This is a genomic window from Micromonospora sp. NPDC049645, from assembly GCF_040675155.1.
Lineage (GTDB): Bacteria > Actinomycetota > Actinomycetes > Mycobacteriales > Micromonosporaceae > Micromonospora.
This window is the reverse complement of record NZ_JBFAOI010000012.1, coordinates 26,265-47,537: the sequence shown is the minus strand read 5'-3', so window position 1 is coordinate 47,537 and position 21,273 is coordinate 26,265. Positions and strand designations below refer to the sequence as shown.

Genomic DNA, 21,273 nt, shown 5'->3' with positions numbered 1-21,273 from the left:
GCAACCCAACACGTCACGTCCCGGTCGGCCAGTAAGCCCCGGATTGGGGATGCCGTGATTACTGCACGTTATGCGGCCAGGTTGATGCCGATACGGCCGGCAAGTTGGCGCAGGTCGTCGGGGATGGCTCGGCGCTGGGCACGCTGAGCCAGGGTCACCACGGCATCGCGGGCAAGGGGGTTGATGGCGAACGGGATTGGTGCCGCCCGCTCGGCCTGCACGAACGCGGCGAGGGCTTCGGTGTCCCGGCGACCGCCGTCCGCCAACGCGCGACCGAGGTCGAGCCAGTAGGACTGCCGACGGATGGACGCCACGAGCACCTGCGGTCGGACCGTCCGGGCCAGCTCAATGACTCGTCCGGACTCGCCCTGCTCGGCTGCGATGGACATCTCCCACAGCCCCACATTGGTTGGTCCGAACCCGCAGCCGTTGAAGCCTGCGCCATCGACTGGATCTCCGAGGGTCGCCGCCTCGCGAGCTGCCTCTGCGAGGTGATCGCGGGTGACATCCAGACGACCGCTCACGGCCGAGGTCAGCGCGGCGGAGAGGTGGAGTTGTCCGAGCATCTGTCGGACTCGCTCGTCTGCGGCGTCGGCTTGAAGCTCGGTCAAGGAGCGGTCGGCAGCGCGGGCGGCGACGGGGGCGGACTCGATCGGCAAGCTCTGCGCGTACGCGAAGCGGGATGCTGCGATCCACGCGGGATCCTCAGCGCGCTCGGCGACCGTCCCGGAGAGCCGGGCAGCGTTGAGGGCCAGGTGGCGGTATCCGAGGTTCCGCAGGCAGGTGGCGGCCTGGTAGGCCACCTGGACGAGCACGGTGCCGCCCACAGCGGCGGCTTCGAGCAGCAGACCGGGGAGCAAACGAGCCATGGCTGGGTAGTTGCAGGACGCACGGAGCTGTTCGGCGCGGGCGATCTCGGCTGCTAGTCGTTCCGCTGTGTAGGTCGAAGGGCGGCGCTCGCCGTCCTCAATCTCGATCAGGGCCGACCAGATCGCCGGCACGCACTCGGCGGCACTCTCACGAGCCGGATCGCCGGACTCGGTGCCCTGCCCGAGCAGGTCCGCCACCGTAACCTGAAGCGCGGCAGCGAACGCGACCAACGTGGACCGACGATCGACGGTCTTCCGACCCGACTCGACCTGCGACACGTAAGACTGGGTGACACCAGCGAGCCCAGCGAGGACGATTTGCGTCATCCCGCCACGCCGCATCCGCCAGTACCGGATCCTGGCACCGATGGTGTCCGGCTTGATCACCACGCCTTCGCCCACTTCCAACCAGAGGACTGAGATAACGATCAACAACCTCTATCCTGCACGACAAACGACACTGCCGTGAAATGCAGCCGTTGACGCTGGAGCGCCCTGGAGACCCAATCAAACCCGTTGACCATCACATGGCCACGCAGGGAAGATGCTTCCATGCTGCGTGTCTACCTCGATCAAAACAAGTGGGTAGACCTTGCCCGCGCAGCGACTGGCCACCGACTTGGCGGACGGTTCGGCGATGCCCTGGCGCTGGCTCGTGCTGGTGTTGCAGCTGGCACCGTGTCATTTCCTCTCGACATGTATCGGTACTGGGAAACCAGCAAGCGAGGCGACAACCGGTCGCGGAACGCAGTCGTCGACGTGATGCGAGAACTCTCGCGCCAACACACCATGGCGCTCCCGTTCGGCATCCTCGACGAGGAACTCGATCGCGCGCTCCAACGGCGATTTGGGCGACCCGCCCAACCCCGCCGGCAGCAGGTCTTCGGCGTTGGGTTGCGACACATCACTGAGGGCCGTATGAACTGGCCCAAGTTAGACCTCAACATGCTGCCAGACGGTGGCTTGTCGCTTCCTGATCACCCACGGGCACAGCTTAATCATGAAGTCACCGAGTCCATTGAAGAGCATCTGCTCCGCGCTGGCCCCGCCACCCTTCTGGCATCAGGGTTCGACCACGCCGCTTCCGACCACGGCCAGCGATTCGTCGACTTTGAGAACACACTCGCCGCATACATCAAGGAAAATCACCTGACCAAGAACGGCGTCGAACAAGCCGTTCGCGGTACCGATTTTATCGATATCCGACCCGCACTCATCGAGGCGCTCGAGGGCATCGGCGTCACCTATGACCAGTTCATGTCCAATTCCACCGTCGCCGACTTGATGAGGTTCATGGACGACTTACCCACCCGTTATGTCACCAATGTGTTGCGCTCCGCCAAGCACCGACAGACTCAGCAGAAATGGGAGCCGAACGATTTCATCGACATCGTCGCGCTTCCTGTCGCGTCGGTATACTGCGATGTCATCATCACCGAGAAGCAATGGATCCACCAAATGCGGCAGGGCAAAATCGAACAGCAGTACTCCACCCGATTGCTCAGCGACGCCGCCGACTTGGTCGAAGTCTTGGTCGATTCCTCTGTTATCTGAGAATTGACCGCGTCACAGCAGCAGGCGGCCCCATAACGACCGGATCAGCCGAAGGTTCGAAGTCTTTGCAGGCAGGACCGACTAGTGATTCTGGCTCGCGCCCAGTAGGCTGACCATATGTTTCCTTCCTTCGTCACAGCTGCCGCGGAAGACTCGGCGTTTTCGACAGGCAAAATGGTAACTCCCGTTGTCGCGGCCCTACTAGGGTTTGCTAGCGGCTACTTTTTGGAAATTGTCAAGTCGAAACGCGGTTCGCGTACCATCTTGGCGTGGGATCTGAAGGTCGAAGAGCCGAAAATTAGCTATGGCGCAACTCATGCTGACCATATCAAGATCAGTTACCGAGGCCACGAGGTTGACCGCCTGGTCAACGTCCGTTACACGCTTACAAATTCCGGGAACACTACCATCAAAGCTCAAACAGTTAGATTTGACTTACCTAAAGACGCCAGAGTGTTACAGCGTGAGCTAGATCCCGAACCCGAGCCAGAACTCGGCGTGCGAGACATCACAAACCAGGATCCGCAATTTGTTGGGCCACGATACAAAATCAGTCAACTGGACCCTGGAGATTCTGTCACCTTCGCCTTGGCAGCAGATGGAGGGTCATGGCACAACTGGAAGGGCGCCCTCCTTCGCAATGAAGAGCATACGGTCGTATATGAGCGTCGAGATGTTGCGCTACATCGTGATGATCAGACTCATGTGGCGCCTTTCTTATTCGGTCTCGCGGCGATTCTGATCATCACAACACTGACCGGGGCGACATCACTCACAATCTGGATCTTGGGCAAATTCTATTTTACTGAACTGGCCTATCTTGGAATTATCATCCTGCTAACTATTTTGTTTGCCGCCACGGCAGCATACTTGCTATCGCACGCACGCCGTGCGACGAGATCTATCGCGCAACGGTTGGCAGTGGGCGGTCACGCTGATGCGTCGCTGGCAGCCCACGGCGAGGAAGCTGGTTTGCATATGCGCCGAATGGCGTGATTCGAATTCGTCCGCCTGAGCCGGGGCAAGGCGAAGACAATTCTCAATAAATTCCTCTAATGCAAACCCCACGCTCACTATCGAAGCGACGGACACGACAGCGACGCCCAACCGAAAGTCATTGGCATGGCTTCAGGATCGGTTTGACGGCACTAGACACGTCGACAGCCAGTTTGCCTCCCCTACCGCTCGCCTTCGATTGACAATGACGCGGGCTAGCACCTTGTGCCCTGCTAGAGTCCCTTCGGGCAGGGGTTTTCTACATTGTCAGGCGTCGAGAAGTGACTGAGTATTCACAACGCCAAAGGGTACGTGCACGCTTGGGGCGACTTGCGACGTAGAGACTAGATGCCCCTGCTGGTCATCGAAGAAAATATGAGGTTTGAGAACGCTCAGAACGGCCCCCTTGTCGATGCCCCCCAGGAAGAAGGCATCGTTGACTGTGACTCCCCACGCCTTGAGGCTGGCGAGGGCACGGTGATGAGAGGGCGCATTTCGAGCCGTAACGATAGCAACATGTAGTCGGATCCGATAGCCTGAATCGGCGGCACGCCTCGCCTCTTCCCGCCGCTGAATCTTGTTAACCTGCTTGAGGAAATCACGCAAAGGACCGGGCGAATGCGGCGTCACGGCATTAGCCGTTTCGTGGGCATGGAAGCCATCAAGTCCTTCAGTCTGCATGACTCGCTCTGATGCGTCGTCTGCAAGAACGCCGTCGAAGTCAAATGCGATCCGAAGGTCGAGGTCGCTGCCGTCCTCCGTGTAGATGGAGGGAAGGACTTGGCCCGCAGGAAGGTTGCGTGCCATCGCCTCTTTTACATCCGTCGGATTAGCCGACATAAAGAGTGACATATGAAGAACGGGCATAAACTTGTATGGCGACTTGCCTTGCATGAATACAGCTCGAGTGATGGGAAGGCCATGATGCTCGACGGACTTCATCACTCTAAGGCCTGTGTCCGGGTCATTTCGCGAAAGAATGATTACCTCAACCAGGGGGCCGTCGTCCCCACTCAGGTCATTAAGCGAAAGAAGCCGTCTTATGAAGGGAAACGCGACGCCGGGTTCAAGCGGGTTTTCCAGATTTTCCTCCTGATACCTCCGGTACTCATCTTCGCCGTGATCGCGAAAGACTTTGTCCGAAGCAGTAAGGTCAAAGAGCGCACTAGAGGCGATCCCGATAACCAGACGGTTCTCTAAACTATATGGCAACTTCAGGCCCTCTGATTTCATCTACCTATCCGGCTAGGTTCATCGGCCTACCATCCTAGACTAGAACCAAAACTGGCCCAAACTCGCTTGGGACCTGAGCGATGTGTAGAGGCAAGTCTCAGACGGTGACACGAGGTACCGCGATTAGACCCAACCCGCAGACAGCGCCGCGAAAGAAGGCGTACTTTTGGATGTGGCGTGAGGGAGCAGCAATCAGCATCCATATTCTAATGCCCCCCGACTTCCTGCGGCCGGGTGTGACGGCGCGCCAATGCTGTAAGCGGACAATTCTTTATTCAACCGCCTGTCGGCGCCATTGTTCCGCAGCACCTACAGGTAGCATCCCAGACAGTTCATCTCGAAGATCCGTGGGCCTCACAACGCCACGATCGCCGCAGTCTCCGCCGGCAACTGGATCCGGTCCCGCATCACGGTGACCCCCTCCCCCGTGGCCAGCAGCACCCGCCGAGCCACCCCCGGCAGCGACACCCCCTGCCCCCGCCCGGCGAAGTTGGCCACGACAAGCGTGTCCCCCCGCCGCATGACCAGGAACTGGTCCCCGTGCTGCACAGACACCTCGTGCATCCGAGGATCCGACAGGTCCGGCGAGGAGCGACGCAAGGCAATCAGCCGCTGGTAGAAGGACAGCATCTCCCGGTGCTCGGGCTTGTCCAGCTCCGCCCAGTCCAACCGCGACCGTACGAACGTCTCCGGGTCCTGCGGGTCGGGCACGTCCCCTTCCGGCCACCCGTGCGACGCGAACTCCCGCCGCCGCCCGGTCCGCACCGCAGCGGCCAACTCCGGCTCCGGGTGCGACGTGAAGAACTGCCAAGGCGTAGAGGCCGCCCACTCCTCCCCCATGAACAACATGGGAGTGAACGGCGCCGTCAGCAGCAACACAGCGCCAACCCGGAGCAACGCAGGCGACAACGAGGCGGAGATCCGGTCCCCGGTGGCCCGGTTCCCGATCTGATCGTGGTTCTGCAAGTACGCCACCAGCCGATGCCCCGGCACCCGCGAGTCCAAAGGACGCCCATGGTGCCGGTTGCGGAAGCTGGACCACGTGCCAGCGTGGAAGAACCCGCCGGTCAGCACGTCCGACAGCGTCTCCAGGGAGCCGAAGTCGCCGTAGTATCCCTGCCGCTCCCCCGTCAGCAACGTGTGCAGGGCGTGGTGGGCGTCGTCGTTCCACTGGGCGTGCAGACCGAACCCGCCCGCCTCCCGAGGCGTGATCAGCCGGGGGTCGTTGAGGTCCGACTCGGCGATCAGCGACAACGGCCGGCCCAGGTGCGTCGACAGCGACTCCACCTCGATGGCCAGCTCTTCGAGCAGCGGCACCGCGCGGGTGTCCGGCAGGGCGTGTACGGCGTCCAGGCGTAGCCCGTCGACGTGGTAGTCGCGCAGCCACATGAGCACGCTGTCGATGATGTAGCGGCGTACCTCGTCGGAGTGCGGGCCGTCCAGGTTGACCGAGCGGCCCCAACTGTTGCTCTGCTCGGCGAGGTAGGGCCCGAACCGCGGCGCGTAGGCCCCGGAGGGCCCGAAATGGTTGTAGACAACGTCGAGGATCACCCCCAGCCCCTTGGCATGGGCGGCGTCGACGAACCGTTTCAGGCCGTCGGGGCCGCCGTAGGGCTCGTGTGGGGCGTACCAGCAGACGCCGTCGTACCCCCAGTTGTGTTCGCCGTTGAAGGCGTTGACCGGGAGCAGTTCGATCAGGTCGACGCCGAGGTTCACGAGGTGGTCGAGGCGGTCGATGGCCGCGTCGAAGGTGCCGTCCGGGGTGAAGGTGCCGATGTGCAGCTCGTAGAGGATGCTGCCGGGCAGCTGCCGGCCCGTCCACGAGGAATCACTCCACTGGAACGCGAGATGGTCGTAGCGGCGGCTCGGCCCGTGCACTCCCGCAGGCTGCCACGGTGACCGGGGGTCGGGCAGTGGGGTTTCGTCGTCGTTCAGCAGAAAGGAGTAGTCGACGCCCGCGTCGGGCACCTCGACCCTCCACCAGCCGTCGGCGGCGGCGCGCATCTCGTGGTCGGTGTCGCCGGCCAGGCGCAGCCGCACCCGGCTGGCGTCCGGCGCCCAGACGGAGAATTCGGTCATGAAAGGGCCTCCTCGGCAGCGGTGGGAGGAGCCAGCAGAGCGACGGGATAGTCGGCCAGGAGATTGTCCAGCGACGTCTCCCCGCCACTGTAGACCCGGCCGGTGAACAGGTCCTTCATCTCGTGAACGGGAAGTGACAGGGCTGTGTCACACCACCCGCCGGCACGCGCGAGACCCAGCGGCAGGCGGGTGGCCACGGCGATCACACCGCCCCGGTCGAAGGCCACCACGTGCCGGCCCGCCGGCCCGTGCGCGGGCACCGGGCGGTAGGTGGTGAACAGCTCCGGGTGCGCCCGCCGCAGCCGCAGCGTCCGGGACACGACGAGCAGCTTCGCCGCTCCGTCGGTGTCGATCGGGGGACGCCAGCCGCCGTCGATCCGCGCCAGCAACTCCCGGCGTACGTCGAAGTCGACCGGGCGGCGGTTGTCCGGGTCGACCAGGGAGTTGTCCCACAGCTCGGTGCCCTGGTAGGTGTCCGGCACCCCGGGCATGGTGAGTTGGATCAGCTTCTGCCCGAGCGCGTTGCACCAGCCGGCCGGGGTGATCGCGGCGGCGAGTTCGGTCAGCTCGTCGTGCAGGCTCGGATCGTCGTACATCCGGTCGACCACGTCGTGCAGGGCCTGCTCGAAGGCCGGGTCCGGGTCCGCCCAACTGGTCGAGGCCCCGGCCTCCCGGGCGGCCTTCTCGACGTACGCGTGCAGCCGCTCCCGCTCGATCGGCCACGCCCCGACGGCGGTCTGCCAGAGCAGGTGGGCGAAGGACGGGTCGGGCAGCGGGGCGTACGCCATCCAGCTCTTGACCTGCTCGGCCCAGCGGCCCGGCAGCTCGCTGAGCACGGCGAGCCGGGCCCGGACATCCTCGCCGCGTTTGGTGTCGTGGGTGGAGAGGGCGGTCATGCTGGCCGGCCAGCGGACCTGCTGGGCGGCGGCGAAGCGGTGGAACTCCGCCGGTGGCACCCCGAAGTGGGCGGGGCTGCCGCCGACCTCGTTGAGCGCCACGAACCGGGTCCAGCGGTAGAACGCGGTGTCCTCCACGCCCTTGGCCATCACCGCGCCGCTGAGCTGCGGGAACCGCATGCCCAGCTCGTCGGCGGGGTCGCGCAGCCGGCGGGTGATCGCGTCCAGGGCGCCGGCCAGGTCGGGGCGGCGGCGACCGGCCTCGGAACGGGCGGCGGCGAGGTGCCGGGCGCCGTGCGGCGGGTAGCCCCGGTAGACCGGGAACGCGGCGGCCAGTTCGGCGAGCGCCGCGCGGGCCTGCTCGGTGGGCACCTCGGGGGCGAGGGCGGCCAGTCGGGTCAGCTCGGCGGCGAGCAGCCGGGTGGCGGCGGCCAGTTTGGTGGCGTGGGTCAGGTCCTCCCAGGAGGTGTGCCGCCCGGCCAGTCGGGTGTCCAGCGCGGTGAAGTCGCCCTCGGCGTCGGTGTCGACGAAGAGCCCGCTGACCGCAGCGAGGGCGTCGTAGCCGGTGGTGCCGTCCACCGGCCAGTCCGGCAGCTCCTCGCCGTACTCCAGGATCTTCTCCACCACCAGCCAGGCGTGCGGCGCGGCCTCCCGCAACCGGGTCAGGTAGCCGGCCGGGTCGCGCAGGCCGTCCGGGTGGTCGACGCGGATGCCGTCGACCTCCCCGTCGGCGGCCCAGCGCAGGATCAGCTCGTGGGTGGCGGCGAAGACCGCCGGGTCCTCCACCCGCAGACCCGCCAGGCCCGCGATGGCGAAGAACCGGCGGTACGTCAGCTCGGCGTCACCACGCCGCCAGGAGACCAGCTGGTAGTGCTGCCGGTCGTGCACCTGCGCCGCGCTGCCGTCGCCGGTGCCGTCGGCGATCGGGAAGCGGTGCTCGTGGTAGCGCAGCTCCCCGTCGACCACCTTGAGGTCGTCCAGGGCGGCCTCGTCGTCGGCAAGCACCGGCAGCAGCAGGCGGCCCCGGCCCCAGTCGATGTCGAACCAGTCGGCGTACGCCGAGTCGCGCCCCCGGCGCAGCACGTCCCACCAGGGCGGGTTGGCGGGCGGAACGGCGACCCCGGCGTGGTTGGGCACGATGTCGACGACCAGTCCGAGCTGCCTGTCGCGCAGCGCGCGCAGCAGCCGCTGCCGGGCCGCCTCCCCGCCCAGCTCCGGGTTGACGGCGCGGTGGTCGACCACGTCGTAGCCGTGCTGGGAGCCGGGCGTGGCGGTCAGCAGCGGGGCGCTGTAGAGGTGACTGACGCCGAGGGCGTCGAGGTAGTCGACGATCGCCGCGGTGGCGTCCAGGTCGAAGCCGGGGCGCACCTGGATGCGGTAGGTGGCCCGTGGAGGGGTGGCCGGCATGTCAGATCGTCCTCTCCAGCACGACGAGGGACCGGTCCGGCACCCGGATGGTGCCGCCCGCGCTGATCACCGTGGCGTCGTCCGGCTCGGGTTCGGCCGTGCTGATCACCCGTTCCCACTTCTGGCCGTACTCGCTGCCGGGCATGGTGAAGTCCAGCGGCGCGTCGTGGGCGTTGAAGCAGAGCAGGAACGACGCGTCGTGGTGCTTCTGGCCGTACTGGCCGCGCTCGCGGATGCCCTCGCCGTTGACGAAGAGCGCCACCGAGCGGCCGAAGTCGTTGCCCCAGTCCTCGCCGGTCATCTCCCGCCCGTCCGGGGTGTGCCAGGCCAGGTCGGGCAGCGGCTCGTCGATGCCGCGGCCGTTCACCGGCAGGCCGGTGAAGAACCGGCGACGCCGGAACACCTGGTGCCTCTTGCGGAACGCGGTGAGCGTCTGCACGAACTCCAGCAGCTGCTCGTCGACGTTGTCCCAGTCGACCCAGGCCAGCTCGCTGTCCTGGCAGTAGACGTTGTTGTTGCCGCGCTGGGTGCGGCCCAACTCGTCACCGTGGCCGATCATCGGCACGCCCTGCGACAGCATCAGGGTGGCCAGGAAGTTGCGCCGCTGCTTGGCCCGCAGCGCGAGCACCGCCTCGTCGTCGGTGTCGCCCTCGACCCCGCAGTTCCAGGAACGGTTGTGGCTCTCGCCGTCGCGGTTCTCCTCGCCGTTGGCCTCGTTGTGCTTGTCGTTGTAGGAGACCAGGTCGTTGAGGGTGAACCCGTCGTGGACGGTGACGAAGTTGATGCTGTGGAACGGGCGGCGGCCGTCGTCCTGGTAGAGGTCGGCGGAGCCGGAGATGCGCGAGGCGAATTCGGCGAGGGTGGCCGGCTCGCCGCGCCAGAAGTCCCGCACGGTGTCGCGGTACTTGCCGTTCCACTCGGTCCACAGCGGCGGGAAGTTGCCCACCTGGTAGCCGCCGGGGCCGACGTCCCACGGTTCGGCGATCAGCTTCACCCGACTGACCACCGGGTCCTGCTGCACCACCTCGAAGAAGGTGGAGAGCCGGTCCACCTCGTAGAACTCGCGGGCCAGGGTGGCGGCCAGGTCGAACCGGAAGCCGTCGACGTGCATCTCGGTCACCCAGTACCGCAGCGAATCCATGATCAGTTGCAGGGAGTGCGGGCTGCGTACGTTGAGGCTGTTGCCGGTGCCGGTGTAGTCGACGAAGTAGCGGCGGTCCTCCTCGCTGAGCCGGTAGTAGCTCGGGGCGTCCACGCCCTTGAAGCTCAGCGTCGGGCCGAGGTGGTTGCCCTCGGCGGTGTGGTTGTAGACCACGTCGAGGATGACCTCGATGCCGGCCGCGTGCAGCGCCTTCACCATGCCCCGGAACTCCTGCACCTGCTGGCCGAGGCGGCCCAGCGCCGAGTAGCCGTGGTGCGGGGCGAAGAAGCCGATGGTGTTGTAACCCCAGTAGTTGCGCAGGCCCAGGTCGACGAGGCGGTTGTCGTGGATGAACTGGTGCACCGGCATCAGCTCGATCGCCGTCACCCCGAGCCGGGTCAGATAGTCGATCATCGGCGGGGAGGCGATGCCCGCGTACGTGCCGCGCAACTCCTCCGGGATGTCCGGGTGGCGCATGGTCAACCCGCGCACGTGCGCCTCGTAGATCACCGAGTGGTGGTAGGGGGTGCGCGGCGGCTTGTCGTTACCCCAGTCGAAGTACGGGTTGACCACCACCGACTTCGGCATGAACGGCGCCGAGTCGGTCTCCGACATCCGCTCCGGCTCCGCCAGGTCGTAGTCGTAGACCGCCGGGTCCCATTCCACGTCACCGTCGATGGCCTTGGCGTACGGGTCGATCAGCAGCTTGTGCGGGTTGCACCGCAGCCCGTTCGCCGGGTCGTACGGGCCGTGCACCCGGTAGCCGTAGCGTTGTCCCGGCTCGACTCCCGGCAGGTACGCGTGCCACACGTACGCGTCCACCTCGCGCAGCTCGACGCGGCGCTCCGCGCCGGTGTCCCACTCGTCGAAGAGGCACAGCTCGATCCGCTCGGCCACCTCGGAGAAGATGGCGAAGTTGGTGCCCATCCCGTCGTAGGTGGCGCCCAGGGGGTACCGCTCGCCCGGCCAGACCTGCATGTCGCTCCTTCAGACCATGGTCATGTGCGCGCCCGCGCCACGAGCGCGCCGGCGGAGGCCGCCCGCGCGCAGGCGGGTATTGCCCCCCGGCCGGGCGCGCCAATCCATCCTTCCAGGCGATGACCAAAAACCACCTGTCTGATGCGTGCTACACCGATCGGGTGTCCTCCGTCACGATGACCCCTTTCGAGATGCGTTCTTGGCCCGGATGCACTTTCCTTGTTCGGGGGCAAGCGTCCGCGCGCGTCCCGCCAGGCCCTCAGCCACCCTTACACCTCTCGCTCCGCCGCCACTGACGCCGGCGCGTACCACCATGCATGGACGGAGATTGATGTGACGACCCTGCGGGTCGACGAGCAGCTCGCTGCCACCAAGGACCGGGCCCACCGGCCCACCGTGACCTCCCGGCCCCAGCTTCCGACCCAGCCCGGTTCCGGCCTCACCGTGCAGCCCGGCACGCCCGTGCCGACGCAGGCCGGCCCCGGGGTGCCCCCGCAGACCCGTCGCATCCTCATGCTGTCCTGGGAGTACCCGCCGGTGCTCGTCGGCGGTCTCGGTCGACACGTGCACGCGTTGTCGGTGGCGTTGGCCGCCGCCGGCCACGAGGTCACCGTCGTCACCCGCCACAGCGAGGGCGCACCCCTGGAGGAGTACGCCGAGGGCGTGCGCATCCTGCGCGCCCCAGAGGACCCGGTCACCTTCCCCCTCGCCACCAGCTCCCTGCTGGCCTGGACGATGGCCTTCAACCACACCCTCACCCGCACCGCCCTGCGCGCCACCCAAGCCGGTTCCTACGACGTCATCCACGCCCACGACTGGCTCGTCGCGCACACCGCGATGACGTTGCGCGACCACCTGGACATCCCGCTGGTCAGCACGATCCACGCCACCGAGGCGGGTCGGCACCAGGGCTGGCTGCCGGAGGAGATGAACCGCACCATCCACGGCGTCGAGCAGTGGCTCAGCAGCGAGTCCAACCGGGTGATCGTCTGCTCCGGTTACATGCGTGACGAGGTGAACGCGCTGTTCGGCGTACCGGCCGGGCGGGTCGACGTGGTCGCCAACGGGGTGGAGCCGCACCGTTGGCGGGTGCCCGCCAGCGCGGTGGCCGCCGCCCGCGCCCGGTTCGCCGGGGACGGCCCGCTGGTCACCTTCGCCGGCCGACTCGTCTACGAGAAGGGCGTACAGCACCTGATCGCCGCGCTGCCCCGGTTGCGCGAGCGGCACCCCGGGCTGCGTGTCGTGATCGCCGGCGACGGCCCGTACCGGGCCGAGTTGGAGGCCGACGTGCACCGCCGCGGACTGGGCGGGATGGTCACCATGCCGGGCTTCCTGGGCGGCACCGACCTGCCGGCGCTGATGGCCGCGTCCGACTGCTTCGCCGTGCCGAGCATCTACGAGCCGTTCGGCATGGTCGCCCTGGAGGGCGCCGCCGCCGGCGCTCCCCTGGCCGTCGCGGCCACCGGTGGTCTCGCCGAGATCGTCGAGCCGGGCGCCACCGGGATGACCTTCCGCCCACACGACCCGGAGAGCCTGACCGACGCCGTGGACGCGCTGCTGTCCGACCCCGACCGCTCCCGCGTCATGGCCCGCCACGCCCGCCGGATGGTCCACGACCAGTACGGCTGGTCGGCGATCGCCCAGCGCACCGCCGCCAGCTACGCCGCCGCCATCCACCACGACGCCGCGTTCACGGCCGAGCGGGCGGAGCAGCGGATGTCGCAGGGGCGGGCGCTCCCGGCGCTTCCCGAGGGCAACCTGCTGGCCGCCGCCGGCCTGCGCTGACCCTCGCCGCCCGGCCCGTTCGCGGTCGATCGACTCGGCTTCCTTGAAATCGGGGTGTCCCGGTGCTGGGACACCCCGATTTCCTCAAAGCCGAGTCGATCGCGGTGGACGGGTCAGCAGTCGATGTACGACCCGCCGTCGTCGAGGTAGTGATCAAACACCCAGCCCGAGTAGGTCGGACCCCCGTTGCCATACCGCACGTGGGTCCAGCCGTTCCATCCGTTGATGTAGTCGCCGTAGCCCTGGCAGTCCAACGTCACCCAGTGCCCGGTCGGGATCCGGGTGACCAGCCCGCAGCTGGTGTGCGGCCCGGTGCGAAGGGCCAGGCCGGTGCTTCCGGCGTCCTGCACCTGGTTGCTGCCGTAGTCCTTGTCCGACCAGGCATGGCTACAGCTGGCGCTCGCCGGCGCCGACGTGACCGCCACGATCCCGGCCGCCGCGACCAGGGTGAGCGCCGCCTGCGCGAGCGCGACAATTGGCTTGGATCTCCGCATTTGTTCTCCCCGTGGTATACCGCCCGATCTTGGTGAGCGGTTTGGAAGACCCTATGGGAAACGATCGATGCATTCAAGCGCGTGGATGGTATCGCCAATGCGCAGCGGCAGCCGTGCCACCGTGCAGCGGGTCGGCCGGGCCTGTCAGGATGTGCGGATGTCTCGTCCTGTCGACGCTCTGGATTCCACCTTTCCGATCGCCGCCTCAATCGCGCTGGACCTGATCCGACGCCCCGAGGTGTCCGCGCAGTGGTCGAGTCCGAGCGCGTTGCCGCACCTGTCCGTCGGAGGTCTGGCGTGCCACCTCGGGCGTCAGGCGGTCCGCGCGGCCGAGCTGCTACCGACGCCGACCGACCTACCCACGTTGGATTCGGCCGACGACCACTACGAGCAGGCCCCCTGGGTCAGCGAGGGCACGCCGGACGAGGAGTCGGTCGTCGAGGGCCCCGACGAGGCGGACGCGGCACGCGGACCAGCCGACCTGCACGGCCGCTCCGCGGACGCCCTGGAAGCGGTCGGCGACCTGCTCTCCAGGGGTGCCGTACGTGACGTCGTGCCGATCCCGTGGCAGGGCTGGTCGCTGCGGCGCGGGGACTTCCTGCTCACCCGTCAGCTGGAGATCGTCGTGCACGCCGACGACCTCGCGGTGAGCGTTGGCCTGCCCACGCCGGAGTTTCCGGCAGAGGTCTTCGACCCCGTCCGCGACCTGCTGGTCCGACTGGCCGTACGCCGTCGTGGTCAGTCCGCGCTGATCAGCGCCCTGAGCCGCAGCGAGCGCGCACGGAACATCTCCGCGTTCTGACGTGTGCCGACGGCCTCGGGTAGGCCCGGCGAACCGGCCACGCCCAGCAAACCGGCTGAGCCCGCCAAGCCCGCCGAGCCGACTGAGCCGACTGAGCCCGCTGCCATCCATTCGTCTCCCACGGGCCCTGTCGAGCTGCCCCAGAAGCGGGGCAAGCGCGATTCGAGGACAGAGCGGAGGGCACAGGGAGAGCACGAGGCCACACGGAAGCACGGACGCAAGGAGCGCACGAAGCGCAAGGAGCGCACGAGGCGCAAGGAGCGCAAGGAGCGCACGAGGCGCAAGGAGCGCAAGGTGCTCACGAGGCGCAAGGGACGCACGGACGCACGGAACCACGGACGCAAGGACGCACGGAGCAAGGGGGCGCACGGGACGCAAGGAACCACGGACGCACGGACGAACGGACGCCCGGCGCGCACGGAGCAAGGGAGCAAGGGGGCGCACGGGACGCAAGGGGTGTACGGGGCGTAGGTGCAATGTTGGGCCGTCGAGCAGGGGCGCAGGTCCGAATGTAGGGCAGCCGGGTCGGCAACGCCTCACCGAGAAGGCAATGTCAGCACTGCCCCACCTGTGGGGCAGCTCTACAGGCGCCGAACCAGACAGCTGTGCGCCACGGCGGCCGGGGCGCGGCAGCGCGGCGCGGCAGGGCAGCGCGGCACGGCCCGGCAGGGCGGCGCGGCCCGGCAGCGCGGCGCGGCAGGGCAGCGCGGCACGGCGCGGCCCGGCAGCGCGGCGCGGCCCGGCAGGGCCGCGCGGCCCGGCAGGGCGCGGCACGGCAGCGCGGGGCGGCACGGCAGCCCGGCACGGCGCGGCACGGCAGCGCGGGGCGGCTACGCCGGACAAGGCGGCAGGCCGTCGACCCCGATGGGGTCGACGGCCTGCCGGCGAAGCGACGAGCGGGTCAGCGCTCGTTGAAGGGGACGTAGTCCCGCTCGGCGGAGCCGACGTAGACCTGCCGCGGACGGCCGATCTTGGTTTCCGGATCGGAGATCATCTCGCGCCACTGGGCGATCCAGCCGGGGAGCCGGCCGAGCGCGAAGAGCACGGTGAACATCTTGGTCGGGAAACCCATGGCCTTGTAGATCAGGCCGGTGTAGAAGTCCACGTTCGGGTAGAGCCGGCGGGAGACGAAGAAGTCATCGGCGAGCGCGATCTCCTCCAACTCCATGGCGATGTCCAGCAGCGGGTCGGGCTTGGCCATCCGGCCCAGCACGTCCTGCGCGGCCTTCTTGACGATCGCCGCCCGCGGGTCGTAGTTCTTGTAGACCCGGTGGCCGAAGCCCATCAGCTTGACGCCGTCCTGCTTGTCCTTGACCTTGCGGACGAAGGACCGGACGTCGCCGTCGCCGGCGTGGATCTGCTGGAGCATCTCCAGCACCGCCTGGTTGGCGCCACCGTGCAGCGGGCCGAACAGCGCATTCACGCCGGCCGAGACCGAGGCGAACAGGTTGGCGTTGCTGGAGCCGACCAGGCGCACGGTCGACGTGGAGCAGTTCTGCTCGTGGTCGGCGTGCAGGACGAAAAGCATGTCCAGCACCTTCGACATCACCGGGTCGACCTCGTAGGGCTCCGCCGGCACGCCGAAGGTCATCCGCAGCAGGTTGTCCACGTACCCCAGCGAGTTGTCCGGGTACAGCAGCGGCTGACCGATGGACTTCTTGTAGGCGTACGAGGCGATGGTGGGCACCTTCGCCATGAGCCGGACCGTGGAGATCTCCACGTGCTCGGAGTCGAACGGGTCCAGGCTGTCCTGGTAGAAGGTGGACAGGGCGCTCACCGCTGACGAGAGCACCGCCATCGGGTGGGCGTCCCGGGGGAAGCCGTCGAAGAAGCGGCGCATCTCCTCGTGCAGCAGCGAGTGCCGCCGAATCCACTCGGTGAACTCGGTCAGCTGCTGCTCGGTCGGCAGCTCACCGTAGATGAGCAGGTAGGAGACCTCCAGGAAGGAGGACTTCTCGGCCAGCTGCTCGATCGGGTATCCCCGGTAACGCAGGATCCCCGCGTCGCCGTCGATGTAGGTGATCGCGGATGAGGCAGCGGCGGTGTTGACGAAACCCGGGTCGTACGTGGTCATCCCGGTTTCTTTCAGCAACTTGCTCACCCCGATACCGGCGGGGCCCTCGACCGCAGGATGCACCGGCATCGACAGCTGCCCACCGGGGTGATCGAGCTTGACTTCCGTCATGTGGTTCCTCGCTTCGCCGGCAGATCTACGTTGAATTGCCTTCGCTTCTACCGTAATTGCGGCTCGGGGGACACCGCCCGCCGTGGTTCGGCGGTGAGGTATGCGTCACCCGTTTCCCGACCCGGCCGCCGGGAAACCCGGCATCTCGCCAGCCGGGACCAGGCCGCACCGAACCGGGCAGCCAGCTCAGGACAGGGCGAGGCGTCGCAGCGTACCGTTCGTCGCGACCTGGTAGACGTCGAGCTTGTTGGTGCCGGCGTGGAACAGCTTGTCGTCGGTGATCAGCGCGGCGAACCGGCGTCCGCCAGGGTCCGCCGGCACCACCGGGACGACGGCCCCGACGCGGCCGTTGATGGCGACCGCAAGGAGGGTGCCGTCCGGGATCTGGTCCGGAACGTCCCCCCAGACCAGCGCCGGGAGGCTGCCGGTGTCCGGGTCCATGGCGGTGAACGCGGCCAGGTCGGCCACCCGGGCGCTGCCGGCGGACGGGCCGGCGCGTACCTCCGTGCCGACCAGGGGGTGCGGGGTCGGCAGGGCCGGCGGGGTGGGCACCCCACCGGGGAAGGTGACCGGCTCGCCGGGGCGGTCGTAGAAGTGCTTCGTGCCGTCGGTGCGCGGGGCCTGCCGGGCGGAACGGCCGTCGACCCGCCACGGCAGCCGGATGCCGGCCTCGTCGGCCACGGTCGGCAGCAGGTCGACGTGTTCCCAGTTGCGGTCGTCCACCCGGCCGGTCTGTTGCCGGGGCTCCTTGATGAACGTCGGCACCCAGGCGACCTCACCGGCGGCGGCCTTGATGGCGTCCATGCCCCGGCCCTGGGCCCCCGGCCGGAAGCTGACCCCGTGGTCGGCGGTCACCACGACGAGGGCCTGGTCGTAGAGGCCGCTGGCGCGCAGCGTCCGCAGCGTCTCGCCGATCAACCGGTCGGTGTAGCCGAGCTGGGCGAGGTGCCGCTGCCGGGCCAGGTCGATCCAGCCGGCGCCGTCGTTGGGCAGGTCCTCCGGGGCGTCGTAGCGTGCCCCGGACGGCAGGTACGCCCACGGTGAGTGCGGCATCAGCAGGTGCAGGAAGTGCAGGGTGGGCCGGGACGTGGGCTTCAGCCCGGCCAGGAAGCTGGTGAACCGGGCCGGCTGGTTGTCGTCCAGGCTGTCCCAGCGGAACTTCGGGTCGGCCGGCACCGGTTCGGCGGCGTCCAGGCCGGCCTCGGCGCGGGTCTGCTCCCGGTACGAGTCCTCCGGGTCGACCGCGCTCTGGGTCGGTCCGGCGATTTGGCCGAGCAGCTTGCCGGTCTCGCGGACCAGCACGCCGAGCCCGCGCTGCGGGGTGGCCGGCTGCTCGCAGCGGCTGGGCGGGCAGAGTCGGGTGATGCTCTCCTCGGCGCGGATGTCGTACAGGCCGCCGAAGGCGGTGAAGATGTTGTCCGGGTACTGCGAGTAGTGCGGGGCGACCGAGTGGGCCGGGTAGCGGCCGGTGAGCATCGCCGGCAGCGCGTTCGGCGTCCACCCGCTGACCCCGGTGGAGTTGCGGTACCAGGTGGAGCCCCCGGCCAGCTCGGCGAAGTGCGGGTAGCGTGTGGCGTCGATCTTTCCGTCCGCGCCGAGCAGGCTGACCAGGGGCAGCTCGTCGAGGATCAGCATGACCACCGGCGGGTGCACGGCCGAGCCCTGCGCGGTGCCGGCCGCACCTCCGTCGCCGCGCGGCAGCACCACCGCCGAGGTGGGTGAGACGAAGAGGAACAGCGCCACGAAGGCCACCGGGCCGGCGGCGGCCAGTCGCAGCGCCCGGCCCGGGGCCTGCCACCGCCGGTGCGCGGTCGCGCCGGCGGCTCCGGTCAGCACGGCCACCAGCAGCAGCGGTACGCCCCGAAGTGGCGTCACGTGCCGGCCCACCTGCACGGCGAGGGCGGCGACCAGCAGCCCGACCAGCGCGGTGTGGGTCAACGCCCGGGTGGTGCGGCCGGCCAGTCGGCTGAGCGCGCCGAGCAGCGCCACCCCGGTCGTGGGGACCACCGTCACCAGGGCGACCAGCAGCAGGATCTGGCCCGGGTCGGCGCGGTGGAAGAGGAAGAAGTCGGGGCTGCGGCCGAGCACGTCCAACAGTGGTTGGGTGGCCACGAGCCCGACCAGCGCGATGATCTCCAGCAGCCGGCCCAGCTCGCCTCGCCAGCCCCGGTTCCACCGCGGTTCAGCCACCCATCACCGTCCGGTAGAGCGTGCGGGTGCCCGAGGGCAGTTCCAGCCGGTCGGTGATCCGCCCCCGGGCGGCGAGCAACGCCTCGAACGTGTCGCGTCGGTAGTCCGGAAAGAGACCGGCGGGCTTGTTGGCCAGCAGCCGGGTCGCCATCGGGTCCTCCGGGTGGACGAACTCCACCACGATCGCGCCGCCGGGCGCGGTGAGCCCGGCCAGCCAGTCGATGACCTCCGGCAGTGGCACGTTGCGTGCGATCGCCAGGTGGTGCACCACGGCCAGGGCGAGCACCACGTCGGCGCGGGCCCGCTCGGCGAAGCCGGCCCGCTCGACGCCCCGCCAGCCGCCCCCCGGCGAGGGGTCGGCCAGGTCCAGCACCAGCGGAAGGATCCGGCGCTGCCCCTCGGCACGCAGCTTCCGGTACAGCTCGTCGACCACGGTCGGGTCCTGCTCGACGGCGACCACGTAGTCGGCGTGCCCGACCGCCAGTCGGGAGTACCGGCCGTCGTTGGCGCCCAGGTCGAGCACCAGGCGGGGGCGGGCGCCGGCGGCCACCGCGGCGGCCACGAACTGTTCCTTCGCCACCCGGTCGCGGGCCGAGTAACCGCAGGTGCGTTGGTAGTCCGACCAGTGGGTCTCGGGCGCGCGGCGGTCCAGCTTGCGGACGAGTTTCTCGATGCCGCGTACCGTGGCGAGCAGCAACTCCCGGGAGAAGCCGGCGGCCCGCAGTTGGTCGCGGACGTCGCTGGTGCTGGTGGCGGCGTTTCTGTGCTGCATGGCCCGGTGCAGGTGCAGGTGGGTGAGCACGCCGGGGCGCAGCCGGCGGGCCCCGGTGAAGAGCGGCCGCAGCTCGTCGGCCTCGATGCCGTCGACCCGGGCGCGCAGCCACGGTTGGAAGTCGACGCCCAGGTGGGCGGTGAGCATCAGCGGGTAGAGCACGGTCTGGCAGAACTGCCGGTAACCGGCCCACGGTTCGCCGTCGCGCACCGGCTCGAAGGAGCCGATGTCGATGAAGACCGGCTGGGCGCCGCGCCACTGCAGGTTGTACGCCGAACCGTCCTTGGTGGTGAAACCCTCGCGCAGCGCGGCCTTCAGGATCTCCAGGTGCAGCAGCGCGGCGTCGCGCAGCATGCTGAACGACCACTCGTACGGGTGGGAGACGAACGGGATGCGTTCGTGGCGCAGCACGGCCGCCCACGGGGCACCGGTCGCGGCGGGCACCAGCGCGGGCGGGGCGTCCTCGGTGGCGCAGACCTTGCGGGCGGCGACGAGCGCCGGGAAGAACGTGCTGCCGGCCAGTGCCCGCCAGTGCTCGGCGGCCTGGGTGTCCAGCCCGCGCAGCACCTCGTCGCCGACGTGGAAGACCCGGTTGGCCGGGTCGCGGAAGGAGGCCGGCTCGGGCCGTACCTGGGTGGGTGAGATCGCCATGGTGGGGATCGGTCCGCTCAGCGCTGGTCGGTGGGTTGCCGGCGGAACCGGTCGACGAGCCGTCGCCAGTAGAGCTTCGCGGCGACCGCGGCGCCGGCCACCCCGCCGACGACCGCCTGCACGATCAGGCTGCCGGATCCCGCGTCCAGGTAGGCCAGATGTTCCACCGATCGCTCCTTGCCCTCGCCGTCTCGACACCGGCGTCCCGGGCGTACACCGATGAGGCTTTTAACCCAGAAAGCCGGACTTGTCCATCACCGTACGCCGGTCGTCATCGCCGTCGCGGGCACATCGGCGTACTCCCAGCCTCGCCACAGAATGTGGCCGGAACGGGCGTACCGCGCCGGTACGCTGCGGACGTGCGCTGGATGATCGTGGACGCGCCGCTGGACTCCTCCGGCTCCGGGCGCGGCGAGGAGCGGGCCCCTTCCGCGCTGCGCCGCGCCGGCCTGCGCGAGGCCCTGGCCGCCGACGACGACGGACGGATCGACGAGGCTCGGCTACGGGACCCGAACCGCGACCCGGAGAGCGGGGTGATCGGCGCGGCGGGTCTGGTCCGGGCCGGTGGCGCCATCGCCGCGCGGGTCGGCGCGCTGATCGCGGACGGGCACCGACCGCTGGTGCTGGGCGGAGACTGCGCCATCCTGCCCGGCATCTGCCGGGCCCTGCCCCCGGCGACCGACCTGTGGTTCGTCGACGCCCATCCGGACTTCCTCGACGGCGCGACCTCGCCCACCGGTGAGGCCGCCGACATGGACCTCTCGGTGGTCACCGGGTACGGTCCGGCCGCCGCCGTCGGCCCGCAGGGCGCGCTGATCGAGCCGAGCCGCGTCCACCTGCTCGGGCATCGCCCGGCCACCGACGAGAGCAGCCGGTTCGAGGCGGGCCGGATCGACCCGGCGATTCACCAGGTCAACGCCGCCGAGGTGCGGCGCCGGGGCGCGGCGACGGTGGGAACGCACCTGGCCGCCAACGGCGAGGGGCCGGCCTGGCTGCACCTCGACCTGGATGTGGTGGACCCGCGGGACCTGCCGGCGGTGACCTACCCCGAGCCGGACGGGCTGCCCTGGGCGGACCTGATGGCGCTGGTCACCCCGCTGGCCCGCGCGGACCGGCTGCTCGGCATGAGCGTGACCGACCTGAACACCGACGAGGACCCCGACGGGCGGCACACACGGCGCGTCGTCGAGGTCCTCGCCGAGATGCTGGGCGACTGACCGGCCGGAGGCCGAGCCGTGTGC

15 protein-coding genes are annotated in these 21,273 nt (G+C 68.7%); 5 read left to right on the top strand and 10 right to left on the bottom strand.

Annotated features, from left to right (window positions below; genetic code table 11):
- Window positions 1-68 precede the first annotated feature (68 nt).
- Window positions 69-1,253, bottom strand: a complete 1,185-nt coding sequence (locus AB0J33_RS24120) for a helix-turn-helix transcriptional regulator (RefSeq protein WP_363616381.1) — start codon at window positions 1,251-1,253, stop codon at window positions 69-71.
- A gap of 168 nt (window positions 1,254-1,421) precedes the next feature.
- On the opposite strand from AB0J33_RS24120, the gene AB0J33_RS24115 reads away from it, so the two are divergent.
- Window positions 1,422-2,423, top strand: coding sequence for a hypothetical protein (locus AB0J33_RS24115; protein ID WP_363616277.1), 1,002 nt, complete (start codon window positions 1,422-1,424; stop codon window positions 2,421-2,423).
- A 117-nt stretch (window positions 2,424-2,540) separates the two neighbouring features.
- Window positions 2,541-3,419, top strand: a complete 879-nt coding sequence (locus AB0J33_RS24110) for a hypothetical protein (RefSeq protein WP_363616276.1) — start codon at window positions 2,541-2,543, stop codon at window positions 3,417-3,419.
- 267 nt (window positions 3,420-3,686) lie between these two features.
- Here the strand turns inward: AB0J33_RS24110 and AB0J33_RS24105 are convergent, their stop codons facing one another.
- From AB0J33_RS24105 to glgX, 4 genes are all read right to left on the bottom strand, one after another.
- Window positions 3,687-4,652, bottom strand: coding sequence for a 5'-nucleotidase (locus AB0J33_RS24105; protein WP_363616275.1), 966 nt, complete (start codon window positions 4,650-4,652; stop codon window positions 3,687-3,689).
- A 354-nt stretch (window positions 4,653-5,006) separates the two neighbouring features.
- Entirely contained in the window at window positions 5,007-6,731 is a 1,725-nt protein-coding gene (treZ, locus tag AB0J33_RS24100) for a malto-oligosyltrehalose trehalohydrolase (protein ID WP_363616274.1), read from the bottom strand.
- Window positions 6,728-9,034, bottom strand: a complete 2,307-nt coding sequence (gene treY, locus AB0J33_RS24095; RefSeq protein WP_363616273.1) for a malto-oligosyltrehalose synthase — start codon at window positions 9,032-9,034, stop codon at window positions 6,728-6,730. The genes treZ and treY overlap by 4 nt, the downstream gene beginning before the upstream one ends.
- Before the next feature lies 1 nt (window position 9,035).
- Window positions 9,036-11,153, bottom strand: a complete 2,118-nt coding sequence (gene glgX, locus AB0J33_RS24090; RefSeq protein WP_363616272.1) for a glycogen debranching protein GlgX — start codon at window positions 11,151-11,153, stop codon at window positions 9,036-9,038.
- A gap of 333 nt (window positions 11,154-11,486) precedes the next feature.
- Here glgX and AB0J33_RS24085 point away from each other — a divergent pair, with 333 nt between their 5' ends.
- Entirely contained in the window at window positions 11,487-12,938 is a 1,452-nt protein-coding gene (locus AB0J33_RS24085) for a glycosyltransferase family 4 protein (protein ID WP_363616271.1), read from the top strand.
- Between the two features lie 113 nt (window positions 12,939-13,051).
- Here AB0J33_RS24085 and AB0J33_RS24080 read toward each other — a convergent pair whose 3' ends face one another.
- Window positions 13,052-13,432 (bottom strand): SH3 domain-containing protein, encoded by a 381-nt coding sequence (locus tag AB0J33_RS24080; RefSeq protein ID WP_363616270.1) that lies wholly within the window; start codon window positions 13,430-13,432, stop codon window positions 13,052-13,054.
- 157 nt (window positions 13,433-13,589) lie between these two features.
- Between AB0J33_RS24080 and AB0J33_RS24075 the strand changes: the two genes are divergently transcribed.
- On the top strand, window positions 13,590-14,234 hold the full coding sequence (locus AB0J33_RS24075) for a maleylpyruvate isomerase N-terminal domain-containing protein (protein WP_363616269.1): 645 nt from the start codon (window positions 13,590-13,592) through the stop codon (window positions 14,232-14,234).
- A gap of 901 nt (window positions 14,235-15,135) precedes the next feature.
- Here the strand turns inward: AB0J33_RS24075 and AB0J33_RS24070 are convergent.
- The 4 genes from AB0J33_RS24070 to AB0J33_RS24055 form a co-directional block, all read right to left on the bottom strand.
- A complete protein-coding gene (locus AB0J33_RS24070; protein WP_363616268.1) occupies window positions 15,136-16,419 on the bottom strand; it encodes a citrate synthase in 1,284 nt (427 codons plus the stop codon).
- A 186-nt stretch (window positions 16,420-16,605) separates the two neighbouring features.
- Window positions 16,606-18,609 carry a sulfatase-like hydrolase/transferase gene (locus tag AB0J33_RS24065; protein ID WP_363616267.1) on the bottom strand — a complete coding sequence of 668 codons (2,004 nt, stop codon included), beginning with the start codon at window positions 18,607-18,609 and terminating at the stop codon, window positions 16,606-16,608.
- Window positions 18,602-20,032, bottom strand: a complete 1,431-nt coding sequence (locus tag AB0J33_RS24060; protein ID WP_363616266.1) for a class I SAM-dependent methyltransferase — start codon at window positions 20,030-20,032, stop codon at window positions 18,602-18,604. Before AB0J33_RS24060 ends, AB0J33_RS24065 begins: the two co-directional genes overlap by 8 nt.
- 17 nt (window positions 20,033-20,049) lie before the next feature.
- Window positions 20,050-20,199, bottom strand: a complete 150-nt coding sequence (locus AB0J33_RS24055) for a hypothetical protein (RefSeq protein ID WP_165947858.1) — start codon at window positions 20,197-20,199, stop codon at window positions 20,050-20,052.
- A gap of 201 nt (window positions 20,200-20,400) precedes the next feature.
- Here AB0J33_RS24055 and AB0J33_RS24050 point away from each other — a divergent pair, with 201 nt between their 5' ends.
- Window positions 20,401-21,249: an arginase family protein gene (locus AB0J33_RS24050; protein ID WP_363616380.1), complete on the top strand. Its 849-nt coding sequence runs from the start codon at window positions 20,401-20,403 to the stop codon at window positions 21,247-21,249.
- Window positions 21,250-21,273: the final 24 nt, after the last annotated feature.